General features: G+C 47.5%; 28 protein-coding genes. 3 read left to right on the top strand and 25 right to left on the bottom strand.

What is annotated here, in order from left to right; genetic code table 11:
* Nucleotides 1–70: 70 nt before the first annotated feature.
* The 15 genes from BR02_RS0109465 to BR02_RS0109395 all read right to left on the bottom strand — a co-directional run bounded on the left by BR02_RS0109465 (nt 71) and on the right by BR02_RS0109395 (nt 13437).
* A complete protein-coding gene (locus BR02_RS0109465) occupies nt 71–961 on the bottom strand; it encodes a Ppx/GppA phosphatase family protein (RefSeq protein ID WP_031516490.1) in 891 nt (296 codons plus the stop codon).
* Between the two features lie 89 nt (nt 962–1050).
* The gene (locus BR02_RS0109460) at nt 1051–1437 is read right to left on the bottom strand and encodes a S1 RNA-binding domain-containing protein (RefSeq protein WP_031516489.1); all 387 of its coding nucleotides are present in this window, start codon (nt 1435–1437) and stop codon (nt 1051–1053) included.
* 88 nt (nt 1438–1525) lie between these two features.
* Complete coding sequence (locus tag BR02_RS0109455; RefSeq protein WP_051688248.1) at nt 1526–1942, bottom strand: FtsB family cell division protein; 417 nt, start codon at nt 1940–1942, stop codon at nt 1526–1528.
* Nucleotides 1943–1945: 3 nt separating this feature from the next.
* The gene (locus BR02_RS0109450; protein ID WP_031516485.1) at nt 1946–2173 is read right to left on the bottom strand and encodes a helix-turn-helix transcriptional regulator; all 228 of its coding nucleotides are present in this window, start codon (nt 2171–2173) and stop codon (nt 1946–1948) included.
* 226 nt (nt 2174–2399) lie between these two features.
* A complete protein-coding gene (gene yabQ / locus BR02_RS0109445) occupies nt 2400–2909 on the bottom strand; it encodes a spore cortex biosynthesis protein YabQ (RefSeq protein ID WP_051688247.1) in 510 nt (169 codons plus the stop codon).
* A gap of 35 nt (nt 2910–2944) precedes the next feature.
* Complete coding sequence (yabP, locus tag BR02_RS0109440; RefSeq protein ID WP_031516481.1) at nt 2945–3229, bottom strand: sporulation protein YabP; 285 nt, start codon at nt 3227–3229, stop codon at nt 2945–2947.
* 118 nt (nt 3230–3347) lie between these two features.
* A complete protein-coding gene (locus BR02_RS0109435) occupies nt 3348–4289 on the bottom strand; it encodes a SpoIID/LytB domain-containing protein (protein ID WP_031516479.1) in 942 nt (313 codons plus the stop codon).
* A gap of 69 nt (nt 4290–4358) precedes the next feature.
* A complete protein-coding gene (locus BR02_RS0109430) occupies nt 4359–4628 on the bottom strand; it encodes an RNA-binding S4 domain-containing protein (RefSeq protein WP_031516477.1) in 270 nt (89 codons plus the stop codon).
* An 83-nt stretch (nt 4629–4711) separates the two neighbouring features.
* Complete coding sequence (locus BR02_RS0109425; protein WP_031516475.1) at nt 4712–4987, bottom strand: HU family DNA-binding protein; 276 nt, start codon at nt 4985–4987, stop codon at nt 4712–4714.
* Between the two features lie 106 nt (nt 4988–5093).
* Nucleotides 5094–6599, bottom strand: coding sequence for a bifunctional methyltransferase/pyrophosphohydrolase YabN (gene yabN / locus BR02_RS0109420; RefSeq protein ID WP_031516473.1), 1506 nt, complete (start codon nt 6597–6599; stop codon nt 5094–5096).
* Between the two features lie 69 nt (nt 6600–6668).
* Complete coding sequence (gene spoVT / locus BR02_RS0109415) at nt 6669–7229, bottom strand: stage V sporulation protein T (protein WP_031516471.1); 561 nt, start codon at nt 7227–7229, stop codon at nt 6669–6671.
* Between the two features lie 156 nt (nt 7230–7385).
* Nucleotides 7386–8393 (bottom strand): peptidylprolyl isomerase, encoded by a 1008-nt coding sequence (locus tag BR02_RS0109410; protein ID WP_031516469.1) that lies wholly within the window; start codon nt 8391–8393, stop codon nt 7386–7388.
* Between the two features lie 59 nt (nt 8394–8452).
* On the bottom strand, nt 8453–11998 hold the full coding sequence (gene mfd / locus BR02_RS0109405; RefSeq protein ID WP_238442444.1) for a transcription-repair coupling factor: 3546 nt from the start codon (nt 11996–11998) through the stop codon (nt 8453–8455).
* Nucleotides 11999–12131: 133 nt separating this feature from the next.
* Nucleotides 12132–12686 (bottom strand): aminoacyl-tRNA hydrolase, encoded by a 555-nt coding sequence (gene pth, locus BR02_RS0109400; protein WP_031516464.1) that lies wholly within the window; start codon nt 12684–12686, stop codon nt 12132–12134.
* 82 nt (nt 12687–12768) lie between these two features.
* A complete protein-coding gene (locus BR02_RS0109395) occupies nt 12769–13437 on the bottom strand; it encodes a 50S ribosomal protein L25/general stress protein Ctc (RefSeq protein ID WP_051688246.1) in 669 nt (222 codons plus the stop codon).
* 114 nt (nt 13438–13551) lie between these two features.
* On the opposite strand from BR02_RS0109395, the gene BR02_RS0109390 reads away from it, so the two are divergent.
* Together BR02_RS0109390 and BR02_RS16020 are read left to right on the top strand one after the other, a co-directional pair.
* Entirely contained in the window at nt 13552–14340 is a 789-nt protein-coding gene (locus BR02_RS0109390) for a PRC-barrel domain-containing protein (protein ID WP_051688245.1), read from the top strand.
* 64 nt (nt 14341–14404) lie between these two features.
* Nucleotides 14405–14533, top strand: a complete 129-nt coding sequence (locus BR02_RS16020) for a hypothetical protein (RefSeq protein ID WP_274377127.1) — start codon at nt 14405–14407, stop codon at nt 14531–14533.
* Nucleotides 14534–14552: 19 nt separating this feature from the next.
* On the opposite strand, the gene BR02_RS0109380 is transcribed toward BR02_RS16020, so the two are convergent.
* The 6 genes from BR02_RS0109380 to ispE all read right to left on the bottom strand — a co-directional run bounded on the left by BR02_RS0109380 (nt 14553) and on the right by ispE (nt 19932).
* Nucleotides 14553–15506, bottom strand: coding sequence for a ribose-phosphate diphosphokinase (locus BR02_RS0109380; RefSeq protein WP_031516459.1), 954 nt, complete (start codon nt 15504–15506; stop codon nt 14553–14555).
* An 87-nt stretch (nt 15507–15593) separates the two neighbouring features.
* The gene (gene glmU, locus BR02_RS0109375) at nt 15594–16958 is read right to left on the bottom strand and encodes a bifunctional UDP-N-acetylglucosamine diphosphorylase/glucosamine-1-phosphate N-acetyltransferase GlmU (RefSeq protein ID WP_031516457.1); all 1365 of its coding nucleotides are present in this window, start codon (nt 16956–16958) and stop codon (nt 15594–15596) included.
* A gap of 168 nt (nt 16959–17126) precedes the next feature.
* Nucleotides 17127–17393, bottom strand: coding sequence for a septation regulator SpoVG (gene spoVG / locus BR02_RS0109370; protein ID WP_031516455.1), 267 nt, complete (start codon nt 17391–17393; stop codon nt 17127–17129).
* 141 nt (nt 17394–17534) lie between these two features.
* The gene (locus tag BR02_RS0109365) at nt 17535–18293 is read right to left on the bottom strand and encodes a nucleotidyltransferase family protein (protein ID WP_031516453.1); all 759 of its coding nucleotides are present in this window, start codon (nt 18291–18293) and stop codon (nt 17535–17537) included.
* Nucleotides 18290–18991, bottom strand: a complete 702-nt coding sequence (locus BR02_RS0109360; protein WP_031516451.1) for a GntR family transcriptional regulator — start codon at nt 18989–18991, stop codon at nt 18290–18292. Before BR02_RS0109360 ends, BR02_RS0109365 begins: the two co-directional genes overlap by 4 nt.
* An 86-nt stretch (nt 18992–19077) precedes the next feature.
* Nucleotides 19078–19932, bottom strand: a complete 855-nt coding sequence (gene ispE / locus BR02_RS0109355) for a 4-(cytidine 5'-diphospho)-2-C-methyl-D-erythritol kinase (protein WP_031516449.1) — start codon at nt 19930–19932, stop codon at nt 19078–19080.
* A 181-nt stretch (nt 19933–20113) separates the two neighbouring features.
* Here ispE and BR02_RS15110 point away from each other — a divergent pair, with 181 nt between their 5' ends.
* Nucleotides 20114–20848 carry a L,D-transpeptidase family protein gene (locus tag BR02_RS15110; protein WP_031516447.1) on the top strand — a complete coding sequence of 245 codons (735 nt, stop codon included), beginning with the start codon at nt 20114–20116 and terminating at the stop codon, nt 20846–20848.
* A 22-nt stretch (nt 20849–20870) separates the two neighbouring features.
* Here the strand turns inward: BR02_RS15110 and BR02_RS0109345 are convergent, their stop codons facing one another.
* The 4 genes from BR02_RS0109345 to BR02_RS0109330 form a co-directional block, all read right to left on the bottom strand.
* Entirely contained in the window at nt 20871–21323 is a 453-nt protein-coding gene (locus tag BR02_RS0109345) for a DMT family transporter (RefSeq protein WP_031516445.1), read from the bottom strand.
* A 157-nt stretch (nt 21324–21480) separates the two neighbouring features.
* On the bottom strand, nt 21481–21696 hold the full coding sequence (locus tag BR02_RS0109340; RefSeq protein WP_238442443.1) for a heavy-metal-associated domain-containing protein: 216 nt from the start codon (nt 21694–21696) through the stop codon (nt 21481–21483).
* A gap of 225 nt (nt 21697–21921) precedes the next feature.
* Entirely contained in the window at nt 21922–23019 is a 1098-nt protein-coding gene (locus BR02_RS0109335) for a S8 family peptidase (RefSeq protein ID WP_051688244.1), read from the bottom strand.
* A 16-nt stretch (nt 23020–23035) separates the two neighbouring features.
* The gene (locus BR02_RS0109330; RefSeq protein WP_031516442.1) at nt 23036–23584 is read right to left on the bottom strand and encodes a hypothetical protein; all 549 of its coding nucleotides are present in this window, start codon (nt 23582–23584) and stop codon (nt 23036–23038) included.
* Nucleotides 23585–23771: the final 187 nt, after the last annotated feature.

The following is a 23771-nucleotide window of genomic DNA, read 5'->3' as shown; positions in this document are numbered from 1 at the left end:
GCAGGATACATGTATCCATTATAGTATAAGTTGCAGGAAATTTTTGTCATTACAGGTAACCTATTCCAAGTTATTTTCGACAATCCTTAAAGGCCCTTATGGCTAAGCCCCAAAGAAGATCAGATTCACTTACGGTGAAGTAGGGGCAGCCCAATTCAACCAGTACCCTATTAATAATCCGCACACCTGCCGGAATAATATCAGCCCTTTCGGGCTGTAAGCCCGGCAGCCTTTTTCTTTCCTCAAGGGTGAGAGCCTGTAAGGTATGCAGGAGACCCTGTGTCTCTAAGGCGCTTATCCGGTAACCGTGCACCTTATCGGACCGGTATTGGGTTAATTTTTGCATCATTGCCGCCATGGTTGTTGCCGTACCCCCCACCGCAACCAGGTTTTGCGGGCCCAATGACTTTATTTCCCCTAAGACCGGGTGCAGTACAGCAGTTAGATATTCCTCGTCATGGCCGGCCTCCGTTAGGCGCACCGCCCCGACCTTAAGGCTGGTGTATCGCACCTGACCCTTCTCCATCCAAGAGAATTCGGTGCTGCCCCCTCCCACGTCCAGCACCACCGTCTTATCAGTGCCTGTCGGGGGTAAGCCTGCCAGTACCCCCTCATAACTAAGGGCCGCTTCATCCCGGCCCGACAAGACCTCTAAATTTAATCCGGTCTCCTTAAAAACCAGGGCCGCAAAGTCCGGGCCGTTTTCCGCATCCCGAACGGCGCTGGTGGCCGCCAGCACATAACGCTGCACCTTATAGTCCCTTGCCTGGGCCAGCAGCTCCTGTATGGCCGCCAAGGTTCGCCGCACGGCCTCCGGCATTAAATATCCCCCGGTAATGCCTTGGCCCAGCCTGGTAGTTTTTAACCCGGTATGCAGCACCTTGACAGAAGAGTTTGCAGTAACATCAGCCACTAACAACCTCACTGAGTTGGTGCCCACATCCAACACCGCCACCACCATAATAAATCCTCACCCCATTAAAGTATTTCCACCAAACACGGCCGGTTAATATAAAAAAAGGGATCTGCCTCAGATCCCTTGAAAACATATTACCTGCTTCCCCTAAAACCCCTTTTATTTTCAGTGCTGCGGCGTAGTTGTTGCTGCCTTTCTTCACTTTCCTTTAAAAACTTTGTCATCTTGTCCTCGAAAGACATTTCTTGTTTTTTGCTACGCCCGTAACCGCCAGCAGAGGTCGGTTTAGGTTTTGTTCGTTTGATGGAAAGTCCAATCTTGCCTTTATCGTCAACGGATAAAACTTTCACTGACACCCGATCATTTACCTTGAGGAAATCATTTACATCACGCACATACTCATCTGCTATTTCCGAAATGTGCACCAGACCGGTTTTATTTCCCGGCAATTGAACAAAGGCACCAAAGCTGGTTATGCCGGTGACGACTCCTTCGACGACTTTCCCTAATGCAATTGTCATTCTTTAAATTACTCCTCCTTGAAAATACCTATTACAATTATATGTTAACCATCAAGAAGGTGTCAACATAAGCTTTTGTTAAATAAGCCTAATCTTTTATGTCCGCATCCCGCACTGTATAGTGCTGACTTGTTTCATCCCCTTGCTGTTCAACGGGGACCACTACACTCTCACCGGGCTTAATCAGTCCCAGATTTTCCCTCGCCACCTGTTCCACATAATCATTGGATTTTATCATTTCTATTGTTTTATACAGTTCTTCGTTTTTCACATGCAGGGATTCAATTTCTTGTTCAAGCTCAGCCACATTATGGCGCATGGTATTTAGCTTCTGCACCTCCCCGCCCAGGGACAGGGCCAGATAAACAAACACCGCCGCTATGACAATGAAAGGCACATTAATTCTATTCCTGCCCCTCCTTTTAGGCGGTAATTTATCTTCCCCGGGGCGGTCATTCCTTTTTAAAGAGACCAGCTTTCCTCTTTTATTACCGGTAGAAATCAAAGGTTACCCCTCCTCATCCTCTACACCAAAGAGCCCCATTGCAGATCCGGGAATGACAATAACCACCTGGTATCCCTTATTGCGAGCCCTGTTAAACAGTGTTGTCACCGTGCTCACTGAAATATTTAACCTTTGGGCAATACTTTCATTTTTATAACCCATTTCCTTTAGCGTAACCACTTGCCTTTCGCGAAAACTTAATTTTTCCGCACCTCTAATTTCTATTTGCAAAATAAGCCACTCCTATCAGCGGCGTTATTACCCACCGGTTATCCACTGCTTATCCACAATTTGTGTACAACCTATATACAGTGTAACTACAAGATTACTACATTTCACATAAAAAATCCTGCCTGTGAACTAAACTTTATTTTTACCAATGCCCCGCCGGCCCTTTATTTTGCTTTCCGGCCGGTGGGGCATAAAAAAAGACGCTTTTGGCGTCCTAATTTATTAATTATTCAGTTGGCCTTTTAGGTTTAATTAAGCGCTTAACCTTAGCAAGCCAGGGCTTACTTTTGCGGGCCGCAAAACCGCCGGCCTTTCTGAATACCCTTCTTATTAGGCCCAAGGGTTTAGCCACCAAGATAAAAACAATTTTAAAGGGCATGGCGGCAAAGGCTGCCAGCACCGCAAAACACCTCAGCCCCATTTGCACTGCCCTGCTCAGAAAATTCAGCAGCCCGCCAAGCCAGGGGCAAAGGAATTTGCTCATGTATTTCATGTATACCGCTGCACCTAAAACAAGGCCCATAATCACATAAAGGCGCACTTCCCCCAAGTTGCCCCACAGCAGCACTAAAAAAACCAGCGGGGTTAATATTAACCAAAATAATATATCCCCCACCATAAAGGCCCATTTTTTAAAGCGAAAAAGCTGTGCCAGCACACGGTATAAATCAAAGAATAAACCGGCCGCTATACCGATGACAACCACAAGAAAAAAGGCAAACAATTGCTCATCCAAAGGTATCAGCTAGGCCACACCCCCTCTGACCGCCCCTACTTCAGCAACCTGTCTAAAATTCCCTTGCCCTTTACCTTTCCACCCTTGGCGGTTTTCCCATCAATGTACTCAATGGCATTAATATAACCTTCTACAGTTAAGTCACCCTCTTCTAGATTTAACTGTGTGATGTGTAAGTTTTCTCCCTTTAATGACACATAACCCATATTTGTATCCAGTGTGATTTCGTAATCGTTAAAGGAGCCAACATGCTGAACCCCTTTTAAGGTCAGTTGCTTTCTGTCAACCATATCCAATCTGTGGCTGCTCCGCTCTTCCACACCGCTCCCTCCATTCAGCACATAGATTATTGTTTATATTTATGCTCCTTTACTGCAAATATGAATAAAAAAGCAGGGTGCGCCATTAATCAGCACCCTGCTTGCAGCTTGTGGATTCTTAGTCCCAAAGCTTTTCGATGGTTACGCCCCGGTAGTAAAATTTTATTATTTCCTCAGGGGACTTATTGTCCTCTGCCATCCTTTTGGCCCCCCACTGGCACATGCCCACCCCGTGTCCGTAGCCGTTGCCCACCATCACCAGATGGTCACCGGCAAGGGAAATATCCTTCAGCAGGGTGGACCGCATGATATCACTGCCCACCGCCAGCCTCAGTTCCGGAGCATTTACCTTTGTCTCGCCCAGGGTAATTTCCACGGCCCTGCCGGAGGGGCCTGTCTCGGTTATCTCTGCGGAGTTTATATCCCCCAATTCATTGCCCCTTATTTCCTGCACCGCTGCCCTCACTTGGGCCAGGGGTATGCGGGCCTCCCAGTTTACATTTTCCTCTTGGGTTATCTCTAAACAACCGTCATCTAAGCCGGCCTCTATATAGGGGGTTTTTGTTTCGGTCCAGTTTAAACCCTCCTCTGCCCCGGCGGTATTACTGGCACAACAGGCAGAGAACCATCCCTTTACATATTGGCCCTTGTACTTAATAACTTCTCCCCGGGTGGCCTCGATGGCAGTTCTAACCTGATCGTTAATCAGGTCGGGGTTGTAGGCCTGAAACTCTTCAACGCTGGTGGAGGCATCTGTGCCGTGCATTTCCTTAACCCGGCCCGTTTCGATATTCTCTAGGGTATAGGTGCGGGCCAGTATGGCCTGGGCAGCCAGAGCCTCCACCGGCCAGGTGGGCTCCATTTCAGCGGCCACCACCCCGGCTAAGTATTCTTCCAGCTTTATTTCCTTTACTTCCCCGGTTTCATTCACATATAGAGTTATGGTGGGTTCCTCCTTCGGCTGGGGCTTTTGATCGGGGCCCCGGGCACATGAGGCCAGCAACAGCATGATCAGGGTTAAAATAATACCTAACTTAAAATAAACACTTGCCTTGCGCATGTCAAAATAACACCCCTTTTTTAATGAACTGTTTTTCTTATTGTTCGCAAAGGGGTAATTAATTATTAATTATAGTTGTTCTTGGGGCAGCCCGGTTTCTTCCAGCACCTCATATAGGCTTGCCGCCTCTTTGGCGGGTACGGTGTCTTTAACCTCCACTATTTTTACTTTTAATTTTCTGCGTCCCAAGTCCAGATTTAAAATATCCCCCGGCTTTACCTCGCTGGCAGCCTTGGCCACCCGGCCGTTTAAGTCTATTTTGCCGCTGTCACATACTTCCTTTGCCAGGGTACGCCTTTTAATAATTCTGGAAACCTTTAAAAATTTATCCAGTCTCATTGCACACCTCCTCCGGCAGGACACCCCAGGTATTTTGCCCCCCGTAAAAAATAATCAGACCATAATATGGTCTGATTATTTTCTTATTTAGCCACTGATTCTTTTAGGGCCTTGCCCGCCTTAAACACAGGTACTTTTGTGGCGGCAATGGTTATTTCTTCACCGGTTTGTGGGTTGCGGCCCTTGCGCGCTGCACGCTCCCTGATTTCAAAGGTGCCAAAGCCAATCAGTTGTACCTTGTCGCCCGACGCCAACGCCTCTGTAACACTTTCCAGCACTGCAGTAACTGCCCTTTCGGCGTCCTTTTTTGTCAGTTCCGTTTTCTCTGCAACGCTAGAAATCAACTCTGCCTTGTTCACTAAAAATACCTCCTCCAGAATTCATCATGAATTTCCATAAATTCCATGAACACTTCGATAAAACACGCTTATTTCCTTCCGCTTAACAAACATTTCCTGCAATTTATTAATTATTTTTCCCATCTTTTTTGCCTTCCAAACCCTTGGCACTGTTCCACCAGTAATCCATCTCCTCCAGGGTCATGTTTTTTAGGTCTTTCCCCCCTTGCCGGGCCTTTTCTTCTATGTACTGAAACCGGCGCACAAACTTTCCGTTTGTGCCGTTAAGGGCCCCTTCAGCATCTACATCCAGCAGCCTGCCCAGGTTAACCACTGCAAACAGCAAGTCTCCCAGTTCAGAGGCAATTTCTTCCTTTTTCTTGTCTTCAATTGCCTTACAAAGCTCAAGAATTTCTTCGTTAACCTTCTCCAGGGCACCGGTATAATCCGGCCAATCAAAGCCCACCCGGGCTGCCCTGGTTTGCAGTTTGGCGGCCCTTGCCAGGGCAGGCAAGCCCTTTGGTATATTGTCCAATAAGGACTTTGCCCCCTCGCCCTGCCGCTCCTCCTCTTTAATCTTATCCCAATTTACCAAAACCTCATCACTGGTCCGCAAGCTAAGGTCGCTAAAGACATGGGGATGGCGGCGAATCATTTTTTCCGTTATTGCTTCTACCACATCATTAATGTTAAACTGCTCTTTTTCCCTGGCTATTTGCGCATGGAAAACAATTTGTAAAAGTAAGTCTCCCAACTCCTCACATATTTTATGCGCATCAGCTGTGTCCAGGGCCTCCATCACCTCGTAGGTCTCTTCCACCAGGTACGGTTTTAAACTCTGATGGGTCTGCTCCTTGTCCCAGGGGCAACCGCCGTCGGATCTCAGTGTTGCCATTACATTTACCAAAGGATCTAAAGGATATACACACCCATCCTTATTTTTACCTGCCGGCTTGGCCAGGGCCGGTACAAAAAGGCTGGTTAGGTGATCCACCCACTGATGCCTGTCCACTTGATACAAGGGCATTGGTGCCAGCCTTTCTTCACCGGGAATTCCCGCCCCCCGAATAAGCACCACGGGATGATCGTCCGGGTAGTAGTCCATCAAGGTCAGCTTCACTTCGGCGGCCACCAGGGGGGAATATACCTGTGTAATGACTGCGGCCACCGTCACGTCGGGCCTTTTTTCCCCCAGCGCCAACCCATCCAACACCTGCAAACCCCTATTGGGGTCATAGGGGATGGCATTAAAAATGGCATCTAAAAAACTGGCACCGGGTAAAATTTCCACCTCAATACCCTGCTCCTTGGCTCCGGCCATTATTAACTGCACCGTATCCTCGGCAACCAGCGGGTGCCCCGGCACCGCGTATAAGACTTTACCCTTCCGGGCTTCCAGCAGCACCCTATGGGCAATCTGCCTGTAGAGCTCCTGAAAGTTTGCGGCCTCTTCATAGTATTTATCAAAGGATTCAAATACAATCCCCTGGCTCTGCAAATAAGGCACCACCGGATGCACCTTGGTGCGCAGCAATATCCGCGGGGATTCTTGCAAAGCTTTAATGACCCCCAGGGTTAAAAAGTCTTTGCTTCCCGGCCCCAGCCCGGCAATAGTTATTTTGTTACCGCTCATTAGCCCACCACCGATAATTTAATACATTTGATACCTTAAATATTTAAAGGAGGCCCATGGCCTCCTTTCCTATTGTTCCATTTGTTTGGCTAAAAAACCTGCCGCTGTTTCCGCTAATTTTAATTCCATTTCATCCATTTTGACATCGCTCTCCTTGGAGGCAAGAATCACCGCGCCAATGGGATCGCCCTCGGAGATGATGGGTGCAATTACCACACAGGAGTATTTACACTCACCGTCATCAATTATGGCACCCTCTTTACAGTGGGGATCCTCCGCAGGGTCATTTACTATAATGGCTTTCCGGTCTTCCATTACCTTTTCCACCGCCGGACCCACAGGTTTGTTTAGCAGCTCTTTCTTTGGTGCACCGGACACTGCTATAATGGTATCTCTATCCGCTATACAGGCTATATGCCCCAAGGCCTCGTGCAAAGAATCAGCATACTCTTTAGCAAAATCGCCCAGCTCGCCAATGGGAGAATATTTCTTTAGGATCACTTCGCCTTCCCTGTCCACAAAAATTTCTAATGGGTCGCCCTCTCTGATACGCAACGTTCTACGGATTTCCTTTGGTATTACAACCCTTCCCAAATCATCTATACGACGAACTATTCCCGTTGCCTTCATGTATTTCCCTTCCCTCCTTTTTTCTGCATGATTCACGCGAAATAACTTTCTGTGTTAGTATATAACCGGAGGTTTGCATTTATTCATATTTTACCAATGTTGATAAATAATTTTCGGCTTTTAGGGGTTTGTCTATCTTTTTGCCGAAATGTCACTTTATACCAAAGCTTCTTTATTTATCTCTGCCTTGTCCCTTACATCATCCATGAATTCAACAAAAAATTCCTGCTTGCTCTGTTCAAACAAATTTGTTTCAATCAGTGCCCTTACCTCTTCAAAGGGAGCCTCTTTAGCCGGTACAACCTTATCCAGCTTAATAACATGATAGCCAAATTGGCTTCGCACCGGTTCCTTTGTATATTCACCCTTGGAGAGGTTTGCCGCTGCCCTGGCAAAATCAGGATCTGTCATTCCGGCCTGCGGTGAAAATACGTAGATACCCCCTTCCTCTTTGGTTCCGGTATCTTCAGATTTTTCTTGTGCCAGCTGTGCAAATTCCCTGCCTTGATTTAACTCTTCAATTACCTCAACGGCCAAAGCCTTGGCTTCCTCTTCACTGCGCTGCACAGGAATGGCTGGGTTTTCATCTTCGTTTACATAGAAAAGAATATGCCTCACTTCCAGCTGTTCCGGTGTGGTGAATTGAGCTTTATTTTGCTGGTAGTATTCCCTGACTTGCTCTTCACTAATCTCTTTTACATCCTCTGTTATTTTTTGGTATAAGTTTTCCATTGCCAGGGCCGTTAAGATATCTTGATAAAGCTCCCCCTCGTCCTTATAAAACATGTTCAAAGCTTTCTTATACTCTTTTTCGGAAGGGTAAGAGGCTTTAATTGCTTCAATCTCCTTATTTATTTCGTCCTCAGTGGGCAGCACCCCTTGTGCCTCTGCCTGCTGGCGTATCAAGGCCGCATCAATTAATTCATTGAGCACCTGCTCCCTAAGGGTTGCCTCGTATTCTTTCCCCTCATCGCTTTCAAAGCTCAACCCCTGCTGCTCAAGATTTTCTTTAACCAGGGCCAGCCTTTTGTCAAACAGTTCCATACTGATCTCTTCACCGTTAACGGTGGCCGCCACCCGCTGCTTTTGGCCACATCCCACTGTAATAAGCAGTAATACCGCCATGCAGATAATAAATAAGCGCCTTGCATTAAAAATTTTCATGCCAATACTCCCTTCATTCTAAAATAACCGCCTAAACCCAAGAAACTACAATTTACACATTAAGCTATTTGCTTAATAAAGTCCATTAACATTTTTAGGGAACCCACATCAACCTGTTTTAGGTCCCTGGACTTCAATTGGATTTCAAATTCATCGCCCAGGTTATTAAATTTAAGCCTGTTGCGATAAAGCTCCCCTAATTTTACCAGCTTCCCTGCATCCAGGGGCGGTTCCGGACCAAAGGCAAATCGATAAACAGCCCTTTGGTAGGTGATGGATTTAATCCTAAGTTTGGCGGCCATAACTCTCAACCGGCAAACCATCAATAGGCGCTGCACAGGCTCCGGCAATTCCCCGTACCGATCCATCAGCTCATCTTCCAATTCCGCCAGCTCTTCCAGACTTTTTATTTCAGCAAGGCGGCGGTAAATTTCTACCTTTTGGCCGGCTTCTTTAATATAGTCTTCAGGTATATAAGCATCCACCGGCAGCTCAACTGCCGTTGCAAGGGGTTTTTCTATTACCTCACCCTTGGCTTCCTGTACCGCCTCCTCCAGCATGCGGCAGTATAAGTCAAAACCCACCTCGGCAATATGGCCATGCTGCTCTACACCTAAAATATTTCCGGCACCCCTGATTTCCAGGTCCCGCATGGCAATTTTATAACCGGAGCCAAGATCAGTAAATTCCCTAATGGCTGACAGTCTCTTTTCTGCCACCTCGGTAAGCACCTTTTCCCTTCTAAAGGTTAGGTAGGCGTAAGCCAGGCGGTTAGTGCGGCCCACCCGGCCCCTCAGTTGGTATAATTGAGCCAGGCCAAACTTGTCTGCATCCTTTACTATTAGAGTATTTACATTGGAAATGTCCAAGCCCGTTTCAATAATGGTGGTGCATATCAGCACATCATACCGGCCCTCCATAAAGTCCAGCATTACCCGCTCCAATTGGTCCTCTTTCATCTGACCGTGGGCCACCACAAAACGGGCCTCCGGCACCAATTCCCTAAGCCACTTGTGCACGGTATCCAGTTCAGCAACCCGGTTATGAACAAAATAGACCTGTCCCCCCCGGTTGATTTCCCTCTTAATGGCCTCCCTGATCATAATGGGGTCTTCCTCCAGCACATAGGTCTGCACCGGAAACCGCTCCTCCGGGGGAGTTTCCAGCAGGCTGGTATCCCGCACCTTCACCAGCGACATATGGAGGGTGCGGGGAATTGGGGTGGCCGTCAAGGTCAGCACATCCACCGTCTCCCGCAGTTGCTTCAGTTTTTCCTTGTGGGCAACCCCAAAGCGCTGTTCCTCATCCACCACCAAGAGGCCCAAATCTTTAAATTTAACATCGGCCTGCACCAAGCGGTGTGTGCCAATAACTATATCCACCGTACCATCCTTTAGGCCGGCCAACACCTGACGCTGTTCCTTAGGGGTTCTAAACCTCGACAGCACCTCAATATTTATTGGGTAGGGGGCAAATCTTTCCCGGAAGGTGTTGTAGTGCTGTTGGGCCAAGATGGTGGTGGGTACCAGCACCGCCACTTGCTTGTCTTCGTTTACCGCCTTGAAGGCCGCCCGCAGGGCCACTTCTGTTTTACCGTAACCAACATCGCCGCACAGCAGCCTATCCATGGGTCTGGGGGCTTCCATGTCTTTTTTGACCTCTTGAATGGCCTTTAGCTGATCAGGGGTCTCTTCATAGGGAAAGGACATTTCAAATTCCTTTTGCCACACGGTATCTTCCCCAAAGGCATAACCCTTTGAAGCCTGTCTTTTAGCATATAAGCGCAAAAGGTCTTCGGCCATTTCCCTTACCGCTTGGCGCACCTTGCCCTTGGCCCTGTTCCATTCACTGCCGCCTAATTTTGAAAGTTTAGGCGTTACCCCTTCATTGCCGAGGTAGCGCTGCAAGAGCCCCACCTGATCCGTGGGCACATACACCTTATCATCACCGGCAAATTTAACAATTAAATAGTCCCTCTGTATGCCGCCGATGTCTAAGGTGGTAACCCCCAAATACCTGCCAATGCCGTGGTTAACATGGACAACATAATCGTTAACCTTTAGATCTTCAAAGGGGGCAAACCTGTTATCGGTCCTTTGCTGCCTGTATTTAGGTCTCTTGCGCTGGCCGTAAATCTCCTTTTCTGTAATTAACACCAGGCGGGCGCCGGGCAGTTCAAAGCCGGCGGAAAGTTGTCCCTTTGTAATAATTACATTGCCCGGCACCACCTGGTCGGTTAAAGGATCCAGGTAAACAGCATCTATCCGGTTTTCCTTTAGGGTCTCCAGTAAGTTTTTCGCCCGCTGGTCACTGCTTACCTGCAGCACCACCGAATTATTTTTTCTCCGCCAGTGTTTTATTTCTTCACTGAGAACATCGGTGTTGCCTAAGAAGGGGTGCATGGCCTTGGCGGTAAAATTTATTATATTGCTTATTTTCAGATGATGGGCACTGCGGGGCAAGAAGGAGAAGTGCAGGCAGTTTCTCTTTTCCATCCGCTCTAAAAGCTGACGCCATTCCAAATAAACCCCGTGTTGGGCAGGCAAAACCTTACCCTTACTCAAGAGTTCACCATGGATTTCCGCCCGCTCTTTTTGTATTGTTTCTGCCACCTCTTTGGTGCGGATGGGGTCATCCACCAGCACACAGGCCCCCGCCGGCAAATAGTCCAATATATTTGCCACGCGGGGGTAAAGGTAGGGCAGTAATTGTTCAATGCCTTCAAAGTAAACCGGCTGCTCCATCCGACTTAACCAAGATTCCACCTGGGCGGCCAATTGGTGTTGGGCATCCACCGTGGCACTTCTAAACAGCCTCTTTTGTTGGCTTTGGTAGTCTGACCGTATTCGCTCCCGCCCCTCAGACCAGCTTTTTTCAGTGAGCACCGTTTCCTTGGCGGGGGTTATTTCTATTTCAAATAAGTTCTCCACCGATCTTTGGGAAACCGCATCAAAGGTGCGAATGGAGTCTATTTCGTCTCCCCACAGCTCAATGCGCACCGGTTCCCTTCCGGTCATGGGATAGATGTCAAGGATGCCGCCCCGGACAGAAAATTGCCCCAGGCCTTCCACCATCTCTGCCCGCTCATAGCCAATGGCCGCTAAAAACCTTTGCAGCCGCTGCAGATCCACCTGATCGCCCGGTTTTAGCAGTTGGCGCTGTTTTTTATAGGTCTCTAGGGGCACCAGCCTGCGCATAACGGATTCCACCGGGGCCACCACCACCGGATTATGATCCTTTGCCAGCAATTCCAATACCTCTAGCCGTTGGGAAATAACATCCACACTGCGCGACAGCACCTCAACGGGCATGGGCTGCCATACCGGGTAGGTAACCACCCGGCGCCCGGGTAAAAGGGCTTTTAAATCATCGACCAAGGTGTTTGCTTCCGTTTCCGTGGGGGTAATTACCAGCATGGGCCCTTTTTTTAGGGCAATTACACCGGCCATGACCAGGGCCTGCTGGGTGCCACTGAGCCCAAAGACCATTTGCTGGCTGGCTTCGGCCTTGATAGACTTTATTAAAGTGTTAAATTCCGGCAGCCTTTCCAGGGGTTTTAACAAGCCGGTCAGTGCAGTCTTCTTCATAGCCTCCATGTTTTCCATCACAAAAAGGACTTTAGCAACTGCTAAAGCCCTCTCACTCCTTTTGTAACATTATCTTGAGTCATAACAGGCACTCCCATTATATATTACCCTCTTGCTGACGGTCAATAATTGGCAACAGAGAGCTTATATATTAACCATTATATTTGTTCATGGCGGTATTAATACCATGCATCACCAAGGCCTCTGCCGCCTCCGCCGCCAAGGCAAGTGTTTTTTCCATTTGGTCCCATTCTTCGGTAGAGAATTTGCCCAGCACATAATTGACGGCATCCACGGCGGGACGACCGATGCCAATACGAATGCGGGGAAAGTTATTGGTGCCCAAGTGGGCAATAATAGATTTCATGCCGTTGTGGCCGCCGGGACCGCCCTGGGGCCTGATGCGCAGTCTGCCCAAGGTTAAATCCATATCATCATAAATCACCACCACATCCTGGGCAGCTATCTTGTACCAGCGGGCCAGGGAGCCCACCGCCTCCCCGCTTAAGTTCATATAGGTCTGCGGCTTCACCAATAATACCCTTTGCTTATCTATTTTTGTTTCAGCAATTAATGCCTTATACTTATTTTTACTTACTTCTGTCCCCAGTTTTTTTGCCAGCAAGTCCACCGCCATAAAGCCCACATTATGGCGGGTTTGGGAATAGTTAGAACCCGGGTTTCCCAGCCCCACTATCATTTTCATCATTCAACCTCCGTATATTGCCATATTACCTTGTAATTGTAACCCAACAGTCCTTAACATGACAACCGGAAGTTGTTTTGTGCTAAGCCCCCTTGTTGTTGTTTTCCTTGTCCCCTTCATCGGCGGCCGCCTTTTCAGTTTCATCGGCTTCGGCGCTTTCCCCTTCTTCCGCCACGGCTTCAGGCTCAGCTGCCCGCGGTAGCACCACCGTTGCAATTAATGTTTCGGGGTCGGTGGCTATTTCCACTCCCCCGGTGGCCGGTAAATCGGAAACATAAAGGCTTTCACCCAAGTCCAGGGCCGATACATCCACAGTGATGTTATCGGGAATTGCCGTGGGAAGGCACTCTATTTCAACATTCCACAGCTGCTGTTGAACCGTTCCGCCCTTTTTTACCCCCTCCGCTTCACCCACCAGCCTAATTCTGGTGGTGGTCTTAACCTTGTCGTGGAGGTTTATTTTTTGAAAGTCCACGTGGGTTACTTCCCGCCGGATGGGATGCTGCTGCAGGTCTTTAACCATCACCTGCAAACTTTCCCCTTCCGCATCTTTAAACTTTAAATTAACCAGCCTGCCGGTGCCAAAATTGTTAACAATCTTCTCCAGCTCCAGGGCATCCACCGCCACTGACATGCTGCCCATTTCTTTACCGTAAATGACGCCCGGTATTTTCCCCTTTTTAGCCAAAAGATTGCGGGCATGGCGCCCTTTGCCCACGCGATTTTCCACTTGCAACTTAATGTCTTCCATGAAAACCCTCCTGTAACATTTAAACTAATTATATTATTGCCTGAATCGGGTCATATCAAACTTTGTACGAGCATATCATGAATTAGAAGAGCCATGGACCCAGGGGGGATAAAGATGATTAAGAGCAAACAGCTTGTGGGCATGCCGGTTATCAGCTTGGCCGAAGGGCAGCAAATTGGCCGGGTTAAGGAGCTGGTGATAAATCCTGACAGCAAATCCATTGCCGCATTGGTAATTGAACAAAGGGGCTGGTTTAAAGAGCAAAAGTTTATTCCCTACGGCAAGGTGCACAGCGTCGGAAGCGATGCCATTACCATAGACCAAAGCAGCAACGTACAAAAGGGATCAGGGCTGCCGGATATTGTTAAGCTAACCAAAGACAAACACGGGGTAATACAGGCCAAGGTGGTTGCCGAAAACGGCAAATTGCTGGGGGTGGTGGAAGAGTTTTACCTTGATACGGACAAGGGGGCCATTGTGGGCCTAGAGCTGTCCGGCAGTTTCATTGACGGCCTTATCTCCGGCCGGGCCTTTTTAGATATGGCCTTTGTGCAAACCATTGGCCGGGAACTGTTAATTGCCGGCAATGATGCCGCCGACAATCTCATTAAGGTGGACGGCGGCTTGAGCGAAACAATGAAAACCATTAAAGATACCGGCAGCAGTCTTTGGGAAAGCACCCTGGTTAAAACCAAAGAAGTAACGGGCAGTATCAATAAAAAACTGGAACAGTTTAAAAAACAAGGTAAAACAAGTGATGAACCCTGCAGTTGCGGCCATCATCACAGTGAAAATATCACCCCCCATGACAGTCCAGGGGTAAAGGATGCCCAAAGCCCGGATGATAAACAGCAAGGGGAGGCTGACCGGCCAAGTAACGACAGGATAAATAAATCTGACTGAAGGCGGAAAGTATAAGGTCAGGGGAGGCAAATCCCCTCAGATTACACTTGCGGGGGTGCTTAAATTGGTTGGTGATTTTACCCATCGGCCCGATGATTTTTTATCGGGTTTCTCCAACCGTTCCGCCGATAGGTTTTCCATACTGCAAGAGGACAGCGAAAACAGGGAAAAGGACGAGGAGACCGGCCATTAAGCCCCGGTCTCCTTCCTTTTTACATTATATCAAACAATTTGCTCACAGATAAGTCTTCGTGTACCCTAATAATTGCCTCCCCTAGTATGGGGGCCACAGAAAGCACCTTTATGCGGTCGAACATCTTTTCTTCGGTAAGGGGAATGGTGTTGGTAATGACCAACTCTTTAATTACAGAGTTTTTCAACCGCTCCACCGCCGGCCCCGACAAGACCGGATGGGTACAGCAGGCGTAAATTTCCTTTGCACCGCGCTCCGAAAGGGCTTCGGCACCCTTGGTAATGGTGCCCGCAGTGTCTATAATGTCGTCAATCATAATTACCCGCTTGTCTTTAATGTTACCAATAATATTGGTTACCTCTGCCACATTGGGTTCGGGACGGCGCTTATCAACAATGGCCAGGGGCACCCGCAAGCGCTCCGCTAAGTCCCGGGCCCGTGTTACTCCACCAATATCCGGGGAAACAACCACCAGGTCGTCAATTTGATTTTGCATAAAATACTCAGCCAAAATAGGTACCCCCGGCAAATGATCCACCGGAATATCAAAAAAGCCCTGTATTTGGCCGGCGTGTAAATCCATGGTAATTACCCGTCTGGCTCCCGCTGCATAAAGCAGGTTTGCCGTTAACTTGGCGGTGATGGGGTCCCTGGCCCGGGCCTTGCGGTCCTGCCGGGCATAACCGTAGTAGGGAATAACTGCCGTAATGCGCCTTGCCGAAGCCCTGCGCATGGCATCAATCATAATGAGCAGTTCCATAAGGTTTTCATTAACAGGGGTGCAGGTGGGCTGTATAATAAAAACATCGGACCCCCGCACACTTTCGTCAACTTTAACCTGTACTTCCCCGTCACTAAATCTTTTGACCTGGGAGTCACCCAAAGCCACACCAAGATATTGACATATTTCTTGAGCCAGTTTGCTGTTGGCATTACCACTAAAAATTTTCAGTCGTCTGTTTCCCGAAGACATCTGCTTTACCTCCAAATATAATAAAAATACAATGTTTGCTGCGTCACTGACCGCATTTAGCAACACACCCATTACAGAAACTAAACACTATTTACCCTTTTTCCGGGCCCAACCTTCCTTATTCACCTGTTTACCCCTTGCCAGACCCAGGGCACCCTGGGGCACGTCTTTGGTAATGGTTGAGCCTGCACCAATCACAGCCCCGCTCCCCACCTTTACAGGGGCAACCAGGTTGGTATTGCTGCCAATAAAGGCAGCGTCTTCAATTTCAGTAATGTGCTTATTGACGCCGTCATAATTGCAAGTGATGGTACCGGCCCCCACATTAACTCCCACCCCGATCACCGCATCACCGATATATGACAGGTGTGGGATTTTACTCTTCTTGCCCACCACTGAGTTTTTAACTTCAACAAAGTCGCCTATTTTAACATCGGCACCCAATTTAGTGCCGGGACGAATATAGGCATATGGGCCCACCGAACAACCGGAACCAATTTCACTGTTCAGCACCACAGAATACTGTATCTGGCAACCTTGAGCCACCGTGCTGTCTACTATCCGTGTGTTAGGACCAATTACCGCTTGGCTTGCTATTTTAGTGCTGCCTTCAATTATTGAACCGGGATACAGCACAGCATCGGGTTCAATAATAACAGTGCTGTCCACATAGGTGCTCTGCGGGTCAATTACCGTAACACCCTCGTCCATTAGCCTGTTCAGCACCCGGTCCCGGAGCACCTTACCCACGGCAGCCAATTGGCGACGGTTATTTACACCCATCACCTCGTTAATATCGGCGCCGGAACACACAGCCACCTTTAAATTGCGCCGGTTATAAATTTCAATAATATCGGTAAGGTAGTACTCCCCTTGGGCATTGGCCGGCCTTATCTGCTGCAGGGTTTCAAACAAACCTGAAAGGGCAAAACAATATACCCCCGTATTGATTTCTTTAACCTGCAACTCCTCTGCCGAGGCATCCTTCTGCTCCACAATACGGCTAAGGCCACCATAATCATTTCTAATTATTCGGCCGTAACCGGTGGGGTCATCCACAAAGGCAGTAAGTACAGTGGCAGCCGCCTTATTATCAATATGCTCTCTTACAAGCATACTTAAGGTGTCGGATGTAATTAAGGGTGTATCTCCGCATACCACCAGCAGGTGGCCGGAAAAGTCGGTAAAAAGATCCTTGGCCTGCAGTAAAGCATGGGCAGTGCCCAGCTGCTGCTCTTGATACACCACCTGGGCAAGATCTCCCACGTAGCTTTTTACCTCTTCACCGCCATAGCCCGCAACCACAACCTTTTTTTGCACTCCGGCCCTAACAACAGCATCCAGTACGTGTCCCAACATCGGCTTGCCGCCCACCTTATGTAACACCTTAGGCAGTGCGGATTTCATTCTGGTGCCTTTACCTGCTGCTAGAATTACTGCCGCAAGCCGCATTTAGGACCCCCCTTCAATGAATAAGCTATTTTTATTTGCATCAACCAACAAAGTAACATTCAACATAAACAATCGTTATTCCTCTATGTTTTGACATTTTGCTACATTATAATCCTGCTAAATATAATAAGGGAGCAGTTTTTGCTCCCTTTAATAAAATAAGTCCTATTAAATTGCTTGATCATGAGCAGAGTTATAGGCATCTAAAACAGCAGATTGAATGATTTCTCTGGCTTGAGAGTTAATTGGGTGAGCAATGTCCCTGTACTCCCCGTCTGGGGTTTTACTGCTGGGCATTGCCACAAATAGCCCGTTTTGGCCTTCCACAACTTTTACATTGTGAATAACAAACATATCGTTTAAGGTAACTGATACGATTGCTTTCATTTTGCCATCGGGAAGAATTTTACGTACCCGGACGTCAGTAACATGCATGATATTCTTCACCACCTTCCCTTAATAAACAATTCCGGTAAATTTTTGTTAGATTATTGTTCTGCATCGTGGTCAAAATTCCTTCTTTTTTCCAGTGGGTTTATAAAATTATTTATATATTTTTTCAATAGGCAGGGTGAATTAACAGCCGTCTATACCCATTGCCTTCATTACCAATGAAAGGTCGCTGGGCTTATCAACATCCACTCCCACTTCAGGAAAGGGGCATATAACAGCCGAGCCCGTTACTCCCAGAAGGGAAGAAACCTTTTTTTCCAGCTCCTTAATGGTCAATCTGCCGGTCACATATTTGGCAACAAAACTTACACCGAGCAGGCCGCATAATTTCAGTGGGCTTTTTCTTAAATCAATAAACCTCTGCCCCATTTCATAACATTGGGGCATAATTTGGGGATTAACCAAAAAAACATTGCCCCCGGTAAAAGTACCCTCTTTAAGCTTTACATAGGTTCTCTCCATTTGGGGAAATTTTTTCTCCACCGTTTCCTTGGTAACCACCGGAAAATATAAATCCGCCTGGCTTTTTTTACACAGGTCAATAAATTTATCAATAGATTCTGATGTTAACAACGGTATATCCGAGCTAACCACCAGTACCTTTTTTGAATCCGCCAACAATTCAAAACCCGCCAAGACATTTTCCATTACGGTGTTTTTGGCAGATATAACTTCAATACCCGTGGGATTCAAAAGGGGCTGCAGCTCATCGGGACCAACCACCAACACCCGGTCAATACTGGGTGTTTGAGTAAGTGCATCCACAACATACTCAACCATTGCCCGTTTGCCTATGGGGATTAGGGCTTCATATTTAGCTCCACTGCAACTTTTTAGGGGTCCGTCATTGGGACTACCGGCCAACACCAGGGCATCTATCATTCATCCTCAGACTCCTTCAGTTTTTTAATAGAACTCAACATGCTGTTTTCAGCATTTTCAATATGCTTACGGGCCAATTTAGATGCCAGTTCCACATCACGGGCCGATAAGGCCTCCACTATTTTTTTATGTTCTTCAACCGCCATTTTTGATCTTCCGGGCAAGGCCAGTGAAGTGGCCCTAAATCTTTGTATTTGTTCCTTTAGATTAATAATAATCTGTACCAGCTTTTCGTTTCTACTGGCCTTATATATGATTTCATGGAAACCGGTATCCCGCTCTACTATTTGGTCAAGGTCCCTTCCGTCAGAAACCTCTGAAATAGAAACAATGGAGCGCTCCAGTTTATCCAGTTCCTCGTCGGTAATGCGCTCGGCAGCCAGTCCGGCGGCCAAAGCCTCCAAGGCGGCACGCACCTCAAAAACATCCACTATATCCTTCATGGATATGCCGGCAACATAGGCACCCTTGCGGGGCACCATAACCAAAAAACCTTCCAGCTCCAGCTTTCTAATGGCCTCCCTCACCGGAGTACGACTGACGCCCATTTCTTCTGCCAGCTGTATTTCCATCAGGCGTTCGCCGGGACTCAGCTTGCCGGATATAATAGCATCCCTAAGGGTTTCAAAAACTATTTCCCTAAGGGGTTTATAGTTATCCAGTTTAATCGGTAACAACCGGGTTTTCGATTTATCCACCTAATCACCCTCCTCACTTTTGTATTAATAAATTATACTTGTTTTATCCAATTTCCTGCATTCATTTTTTATGGTTACAAATTATTTTAAGCGGTGGTGGTTACAATAAGCTCAGCGTCTAAGTGCTTAATATTGTTTGCCACCCCACGGGCGCTTTCTAGGTCAGCGGTTAAACCATAAATGGTAGGGCCACTGCCCGACATTAATACCCCTAAGGCACCTGCCCTTATCAGCCTTTCTTTTATTTCCTTCAAAAGCGGGTATTTCTTTAGCGTTACCTGCTCTAAGTCATTGGTTAAATGTCTTGCGATTGCATAAACATCCCGCTTATTAATGGCATTTATCATTGACTCCGTTACGGCACCGAAATCCTCTGCGGCCTTTGACGCATCATATTCCCCGTATATTTGGGCGGTTGATACACCAAAGGGGGGCTTTACCAACACCACTCCCATTTCCGGTGCCGGGGAAAGCTTGGTCAGTTCTTCTCCCCGTCCCCCGGCCAAGGCGGTACCCCCCATTAAACAAAAGGGAATGTCAGAACCCAGCTTTGCCGCTAACATAAACAACTCTTTATCGGTAAGTTTTAAATCCCACAATTTGTTTAATGCCAAAAGGGTGGCTGCCGCGTCGGCGGATCCCCCCGCCAGGCCGGCTGCCACCGGTATATTTTTTTTCAAGGTAATAGAGGCTCCCCTTTGCCGGCCGCTATACTGCATTAAGAGCCGGGCGGCCTGATATACAATATTATCTTCCCCCGGGGGAACAGCCCCTTCCACAGCCAATTCTATACCGGCACCACCGGGATAAAAGACCATCTCGTCATGCAATTTTAATGATTGCATGATCATTTCCACCTGATGATAACCGTCATTCCTTTTTCCTAACACCTTTAAGGTAAGATTTATTTTTGCACAGGCCTTTGCCCTTATAACTTCCATATCAAGCTAACCCCCCCGATGCCACCTTTCAAAGGTTTAATTGGCTTAAGAAGAGTTGAATTCCTGCCTCTTACCAATTTTAAGGCATTTTTTCCTCATAAAGTCATATATTCATAACATAACCAATATTACCCTAAACTTAACGCAGGATACCACAAATTCAGCGAGGAGGAATGTTTAATTGAGTACGCCCGGCTTTAGCGCCTCAAGGTTTTTGCTGATTAATACCACCCTTAAAAGTTTACACCTATATATTAGAAATCAGTTAGAAAAAAGCTTTCCCGTTGCTGTGGGTGCCGTCGCAACACCTACCCCCACAGGCCGGTATAAAGTTGTCACCAAAATTTACCACCCCGGGGGAATGTTGGGTACAAGGTGGCTTGGCCTTTCGGTAAGCGAAGGAAACTACGGTATCCATGGCACCAATGACCCTTCTTCCATAGGCAGGGAGGTGACCAACGGATGTATTCGACTGCATAACGAGCATATAGAAGAGCTCTTTTCCCTGGTTAATATCGGCACCCCGGTACACATCACCACGGTAACCGACAATTATCAGCTGCCTAACCAGGGTTATGCCCAGCCCTCTCCGGAAGAGGAACTTTTGACACAGCCGGAGCTGCCCTTAAAGGAAGACCAAGGGGAGGAGTATGGGGAAGAAGCCTATGGAGAAGAAGCCTTGGATGACTATGCAGGCCCGGACGACTTTGCCGGCGATTTTACAAATGAAGATCAATACCCGGATGAGGAGGTAACCAGGTATATTGTCCAGCCCGGGGATACCCTTTGGTCCATAGCCCGCCGCTTTGGCCTGCCGGTACAGCGGGTAATGGAGTATAACCGTTTAATGCACCCCAACATCATTTACCCCGGCCAAGAAATATATATACCTCCAAGAAACAGTTTCCGGCCATAAAATTAAGCATCCCGGGGGATGCTTAATTACTTCTAAATAGTATCAGCCAGGCACCCACTGCCATTAAAACCACTCCCACTGCCCGGTACCAACTGAAAGATACCCGCTGCAGGCCAAATAAACCAAAATGATCAATTAAACCGGCGGTCAGTATCTGGCAAAAAACAATGGCGGTGGTGGCCGGCGCAACTCCTATTTTAGGTATTGAGCGGGCCACGGCATATATTATTAACAAACTTAATGCCCCGCCCAGGTAGGTGTACCAAGGAGCGGTGGCCCACTTGGCCAAATCAAGGGTACCCATCTTAAATAAGAATACCAGCACGGCGGCTATGGCTGCACCTATTACATGCACTATTAAAGTCATTTCCCATAAGCCCACTGCCTTGCCCAGGGCGGAGTTCAAGGTTCCCTGTACCGCCATTGTTGCCCCGGCCAAGGCTGCCACTATTAGGGCCACAATCCTGACATCCATTGCATCCCCCCTAAAACTTGCCTTTGTGTTATAGAAGACTTGCCCACCGGTGGCACCTGTACCCTTGGTGCAAGTCTTTTAGGCCCAGGCCTAGGCCACATGGTTTTTCTTATGCCTTCGCAAATTAAATAGGGCAGGCTTTAAAAGCCCGCCATTATTAATGTATAGAATAAGTATCATGCCCTAAGGACTGCAGGGTCTCCCGTATCCAATCAGATTGCACCACCGAGGGATCAAAACTGACGGCAACGGTTTTATCCTCAAGATCAGCTTCTACCTTTTTAACACCGTCAATTTGGCTAAGATAGGTTTCAATTTCTTCTTTGTCTTCTCTTTTAAACAGACCGCCCACCTTATATACTTCATTGGTCAATCCGCTTACCCCCATTCAAATCAAAGTTTTATAAAGACCGGCGCTGAATTTATTCTTTCACCTAAATTTGCTTTTATTCCCTCCGTCAGTAAGAAAAAGCTTTACAGCCCAGTATACCTGCGCCCCAAAAAGCAAAATCCTAAGTGCATCCATATATGTCACTTAGGAATAATTTAACAAAAATAATAAGGGTATTTTATTAAGGGTATTTTATTGGCCCACCTTTTAACGCACCATTGACAGCATACGCTCAGCATTAACCAAGCCATATCCTTGTTCCTCTGCAGATAAGGAAGATAATTTTTGACTGCTGCCCTTTAGCAGCTCCGTAATTTGCTGCAGGTTTAGTCTTGGATTAATCTGTAAGGCCAAAGCTATGGTGCCTGTAACATGGGGTGCTGCCATGGATGTTCCGCTCAAGCGCTCATAACCCCCGCCCCGGGCCGTTGAATAAACAGAGGAACCCGGCGCCACCACCGTCAAGCCAGGGCCATGGTTAGAAAAGGGCGATAGGCGGTCGCTTTCATCAATTGAACCCACCGCAATAACACCGGGAAAAGCCGCCGGGAAATCCACAGACTTGCCGGATCCGTCATTGCCCGCCGCCGCCACCATTATAACTCCCCGTGCAGCGGTTTGCTCCACCGCCCGTCTTAGGGCCACACTGTTTCCCTTTGTTCCCACACTTAAGTTTACCACCTGCATTCTATTTTTGACACACCAGTCTAAACCCTTAATTATATCAGCCAGGGTTCCGCTGCCATTGCGATTAATTATTTTTACCGAATATAAACTAACCAGGGGCGCAACACCAATCACCCCGACACCGTTATCTGCAGCCCCTATGGTGCCGGCCACATGGGTGCCGTGGCCGTTGTCGTCAATGGGGCTTTGATTTGGACTGATAATGTTTGCCCCACCTTTAATATTGGCCTTTAAATCCCTATGCTCGGAATCAATACCACTGTCTAGAACGGCCACCTTAACCTTATGACCGCGGGCATGGGCCCATACCCTGTTAGCACCGATCCTGTTGACCCCCCAGGGTATAATTTGGCCGTCTCCCTTGGGCGGGCCAAAGGGCCATAGACTTTCGGCCTTTACGGGGTCAAGTTTTACCTGTAAATTATCTTCCACCGCCATCACGTCAGGATTATTAATAAAATCTTTTTCCATACCCAAAGGCAAGTCACAAACCACACCGTTCACCAGTGACAAATGTTGAACCCTATTGGCACCCGATCTGGACAACAAATAAAGCAGTTCAGGAATTGGGCCCTGCCTGGTGAACACCGGCTTTTTAAATATGATAATTTTTTCCAAGTTTTACACCCCTAAATTATTCAGCTTTATTTTCTTCTTTTTCTTCTGTTTCAGTCTCTGTACTGTCATAATTACCTTTGCTTGTTGAACCCACCGCAGCAAAACCTTGTATTAAGGAGTTAATTGGTTTTAATAAATTTGCCAGGTCCAGTTCCTCGGTATTAGCCTTTTGTTTTTTGCCCTTACCGTCGTCCTTAACTAGGTGGGAGATGGTATTAAACATCACATCGGCACTGCTGGCCACTGTTTCAATTACCTTGCCGGTAATTTTTGCCCCGTGCAGAACTTTACGGATGGTGTCCTCAAACTCCAACTGCTTTTCTTGCTTGGCTTGCTGGGTCATTATTTTATCTATATGTTTTGTCACCTCATCAATTTTCTCGGAAAGTATCCTTTCAGAGCTTTGCTGGGACTCTATACGGGACATGCTCTGCACTAACTTATCCAGCCTGTCAAAGACCAGAGATGATTGATGTACATCGTGGTGCTTTTCTGCATGGTAGGATTCAATTCTATCCAATAAACGTTCCAGTGTTTCATTTAACTTAGCCTGGTTTTTATTCAACGAAATCACTCCTTTCCTGGAGAGTTTCTGGTTAAGCGGCCATGCCCATGGGCACAGCCACAAATGAAAAGCCCTTTAGGGACCGGCGGCCGACGGCACTGCCCTATGCTGCAAATTTCCATGGGGCAGACAGGGTTCACCCGGCTTTTATTTGCCTAATAAGTCAGTTAAAGGGCTACACAACTGT

Source organism: Desulfofalx alkaliphila DSM 12257, assembly GCF_000711975.1.
GTDB lineage: Bacteria > Bacillota > Desulfotomaculia > Desulfotomaculales > Desulfohalotomaculaceae > Desulfofalx > Desulfofalx alkaliphila.
This window is presented reverse-complemented; position numbering and strand designations above follow the sequence as displayed.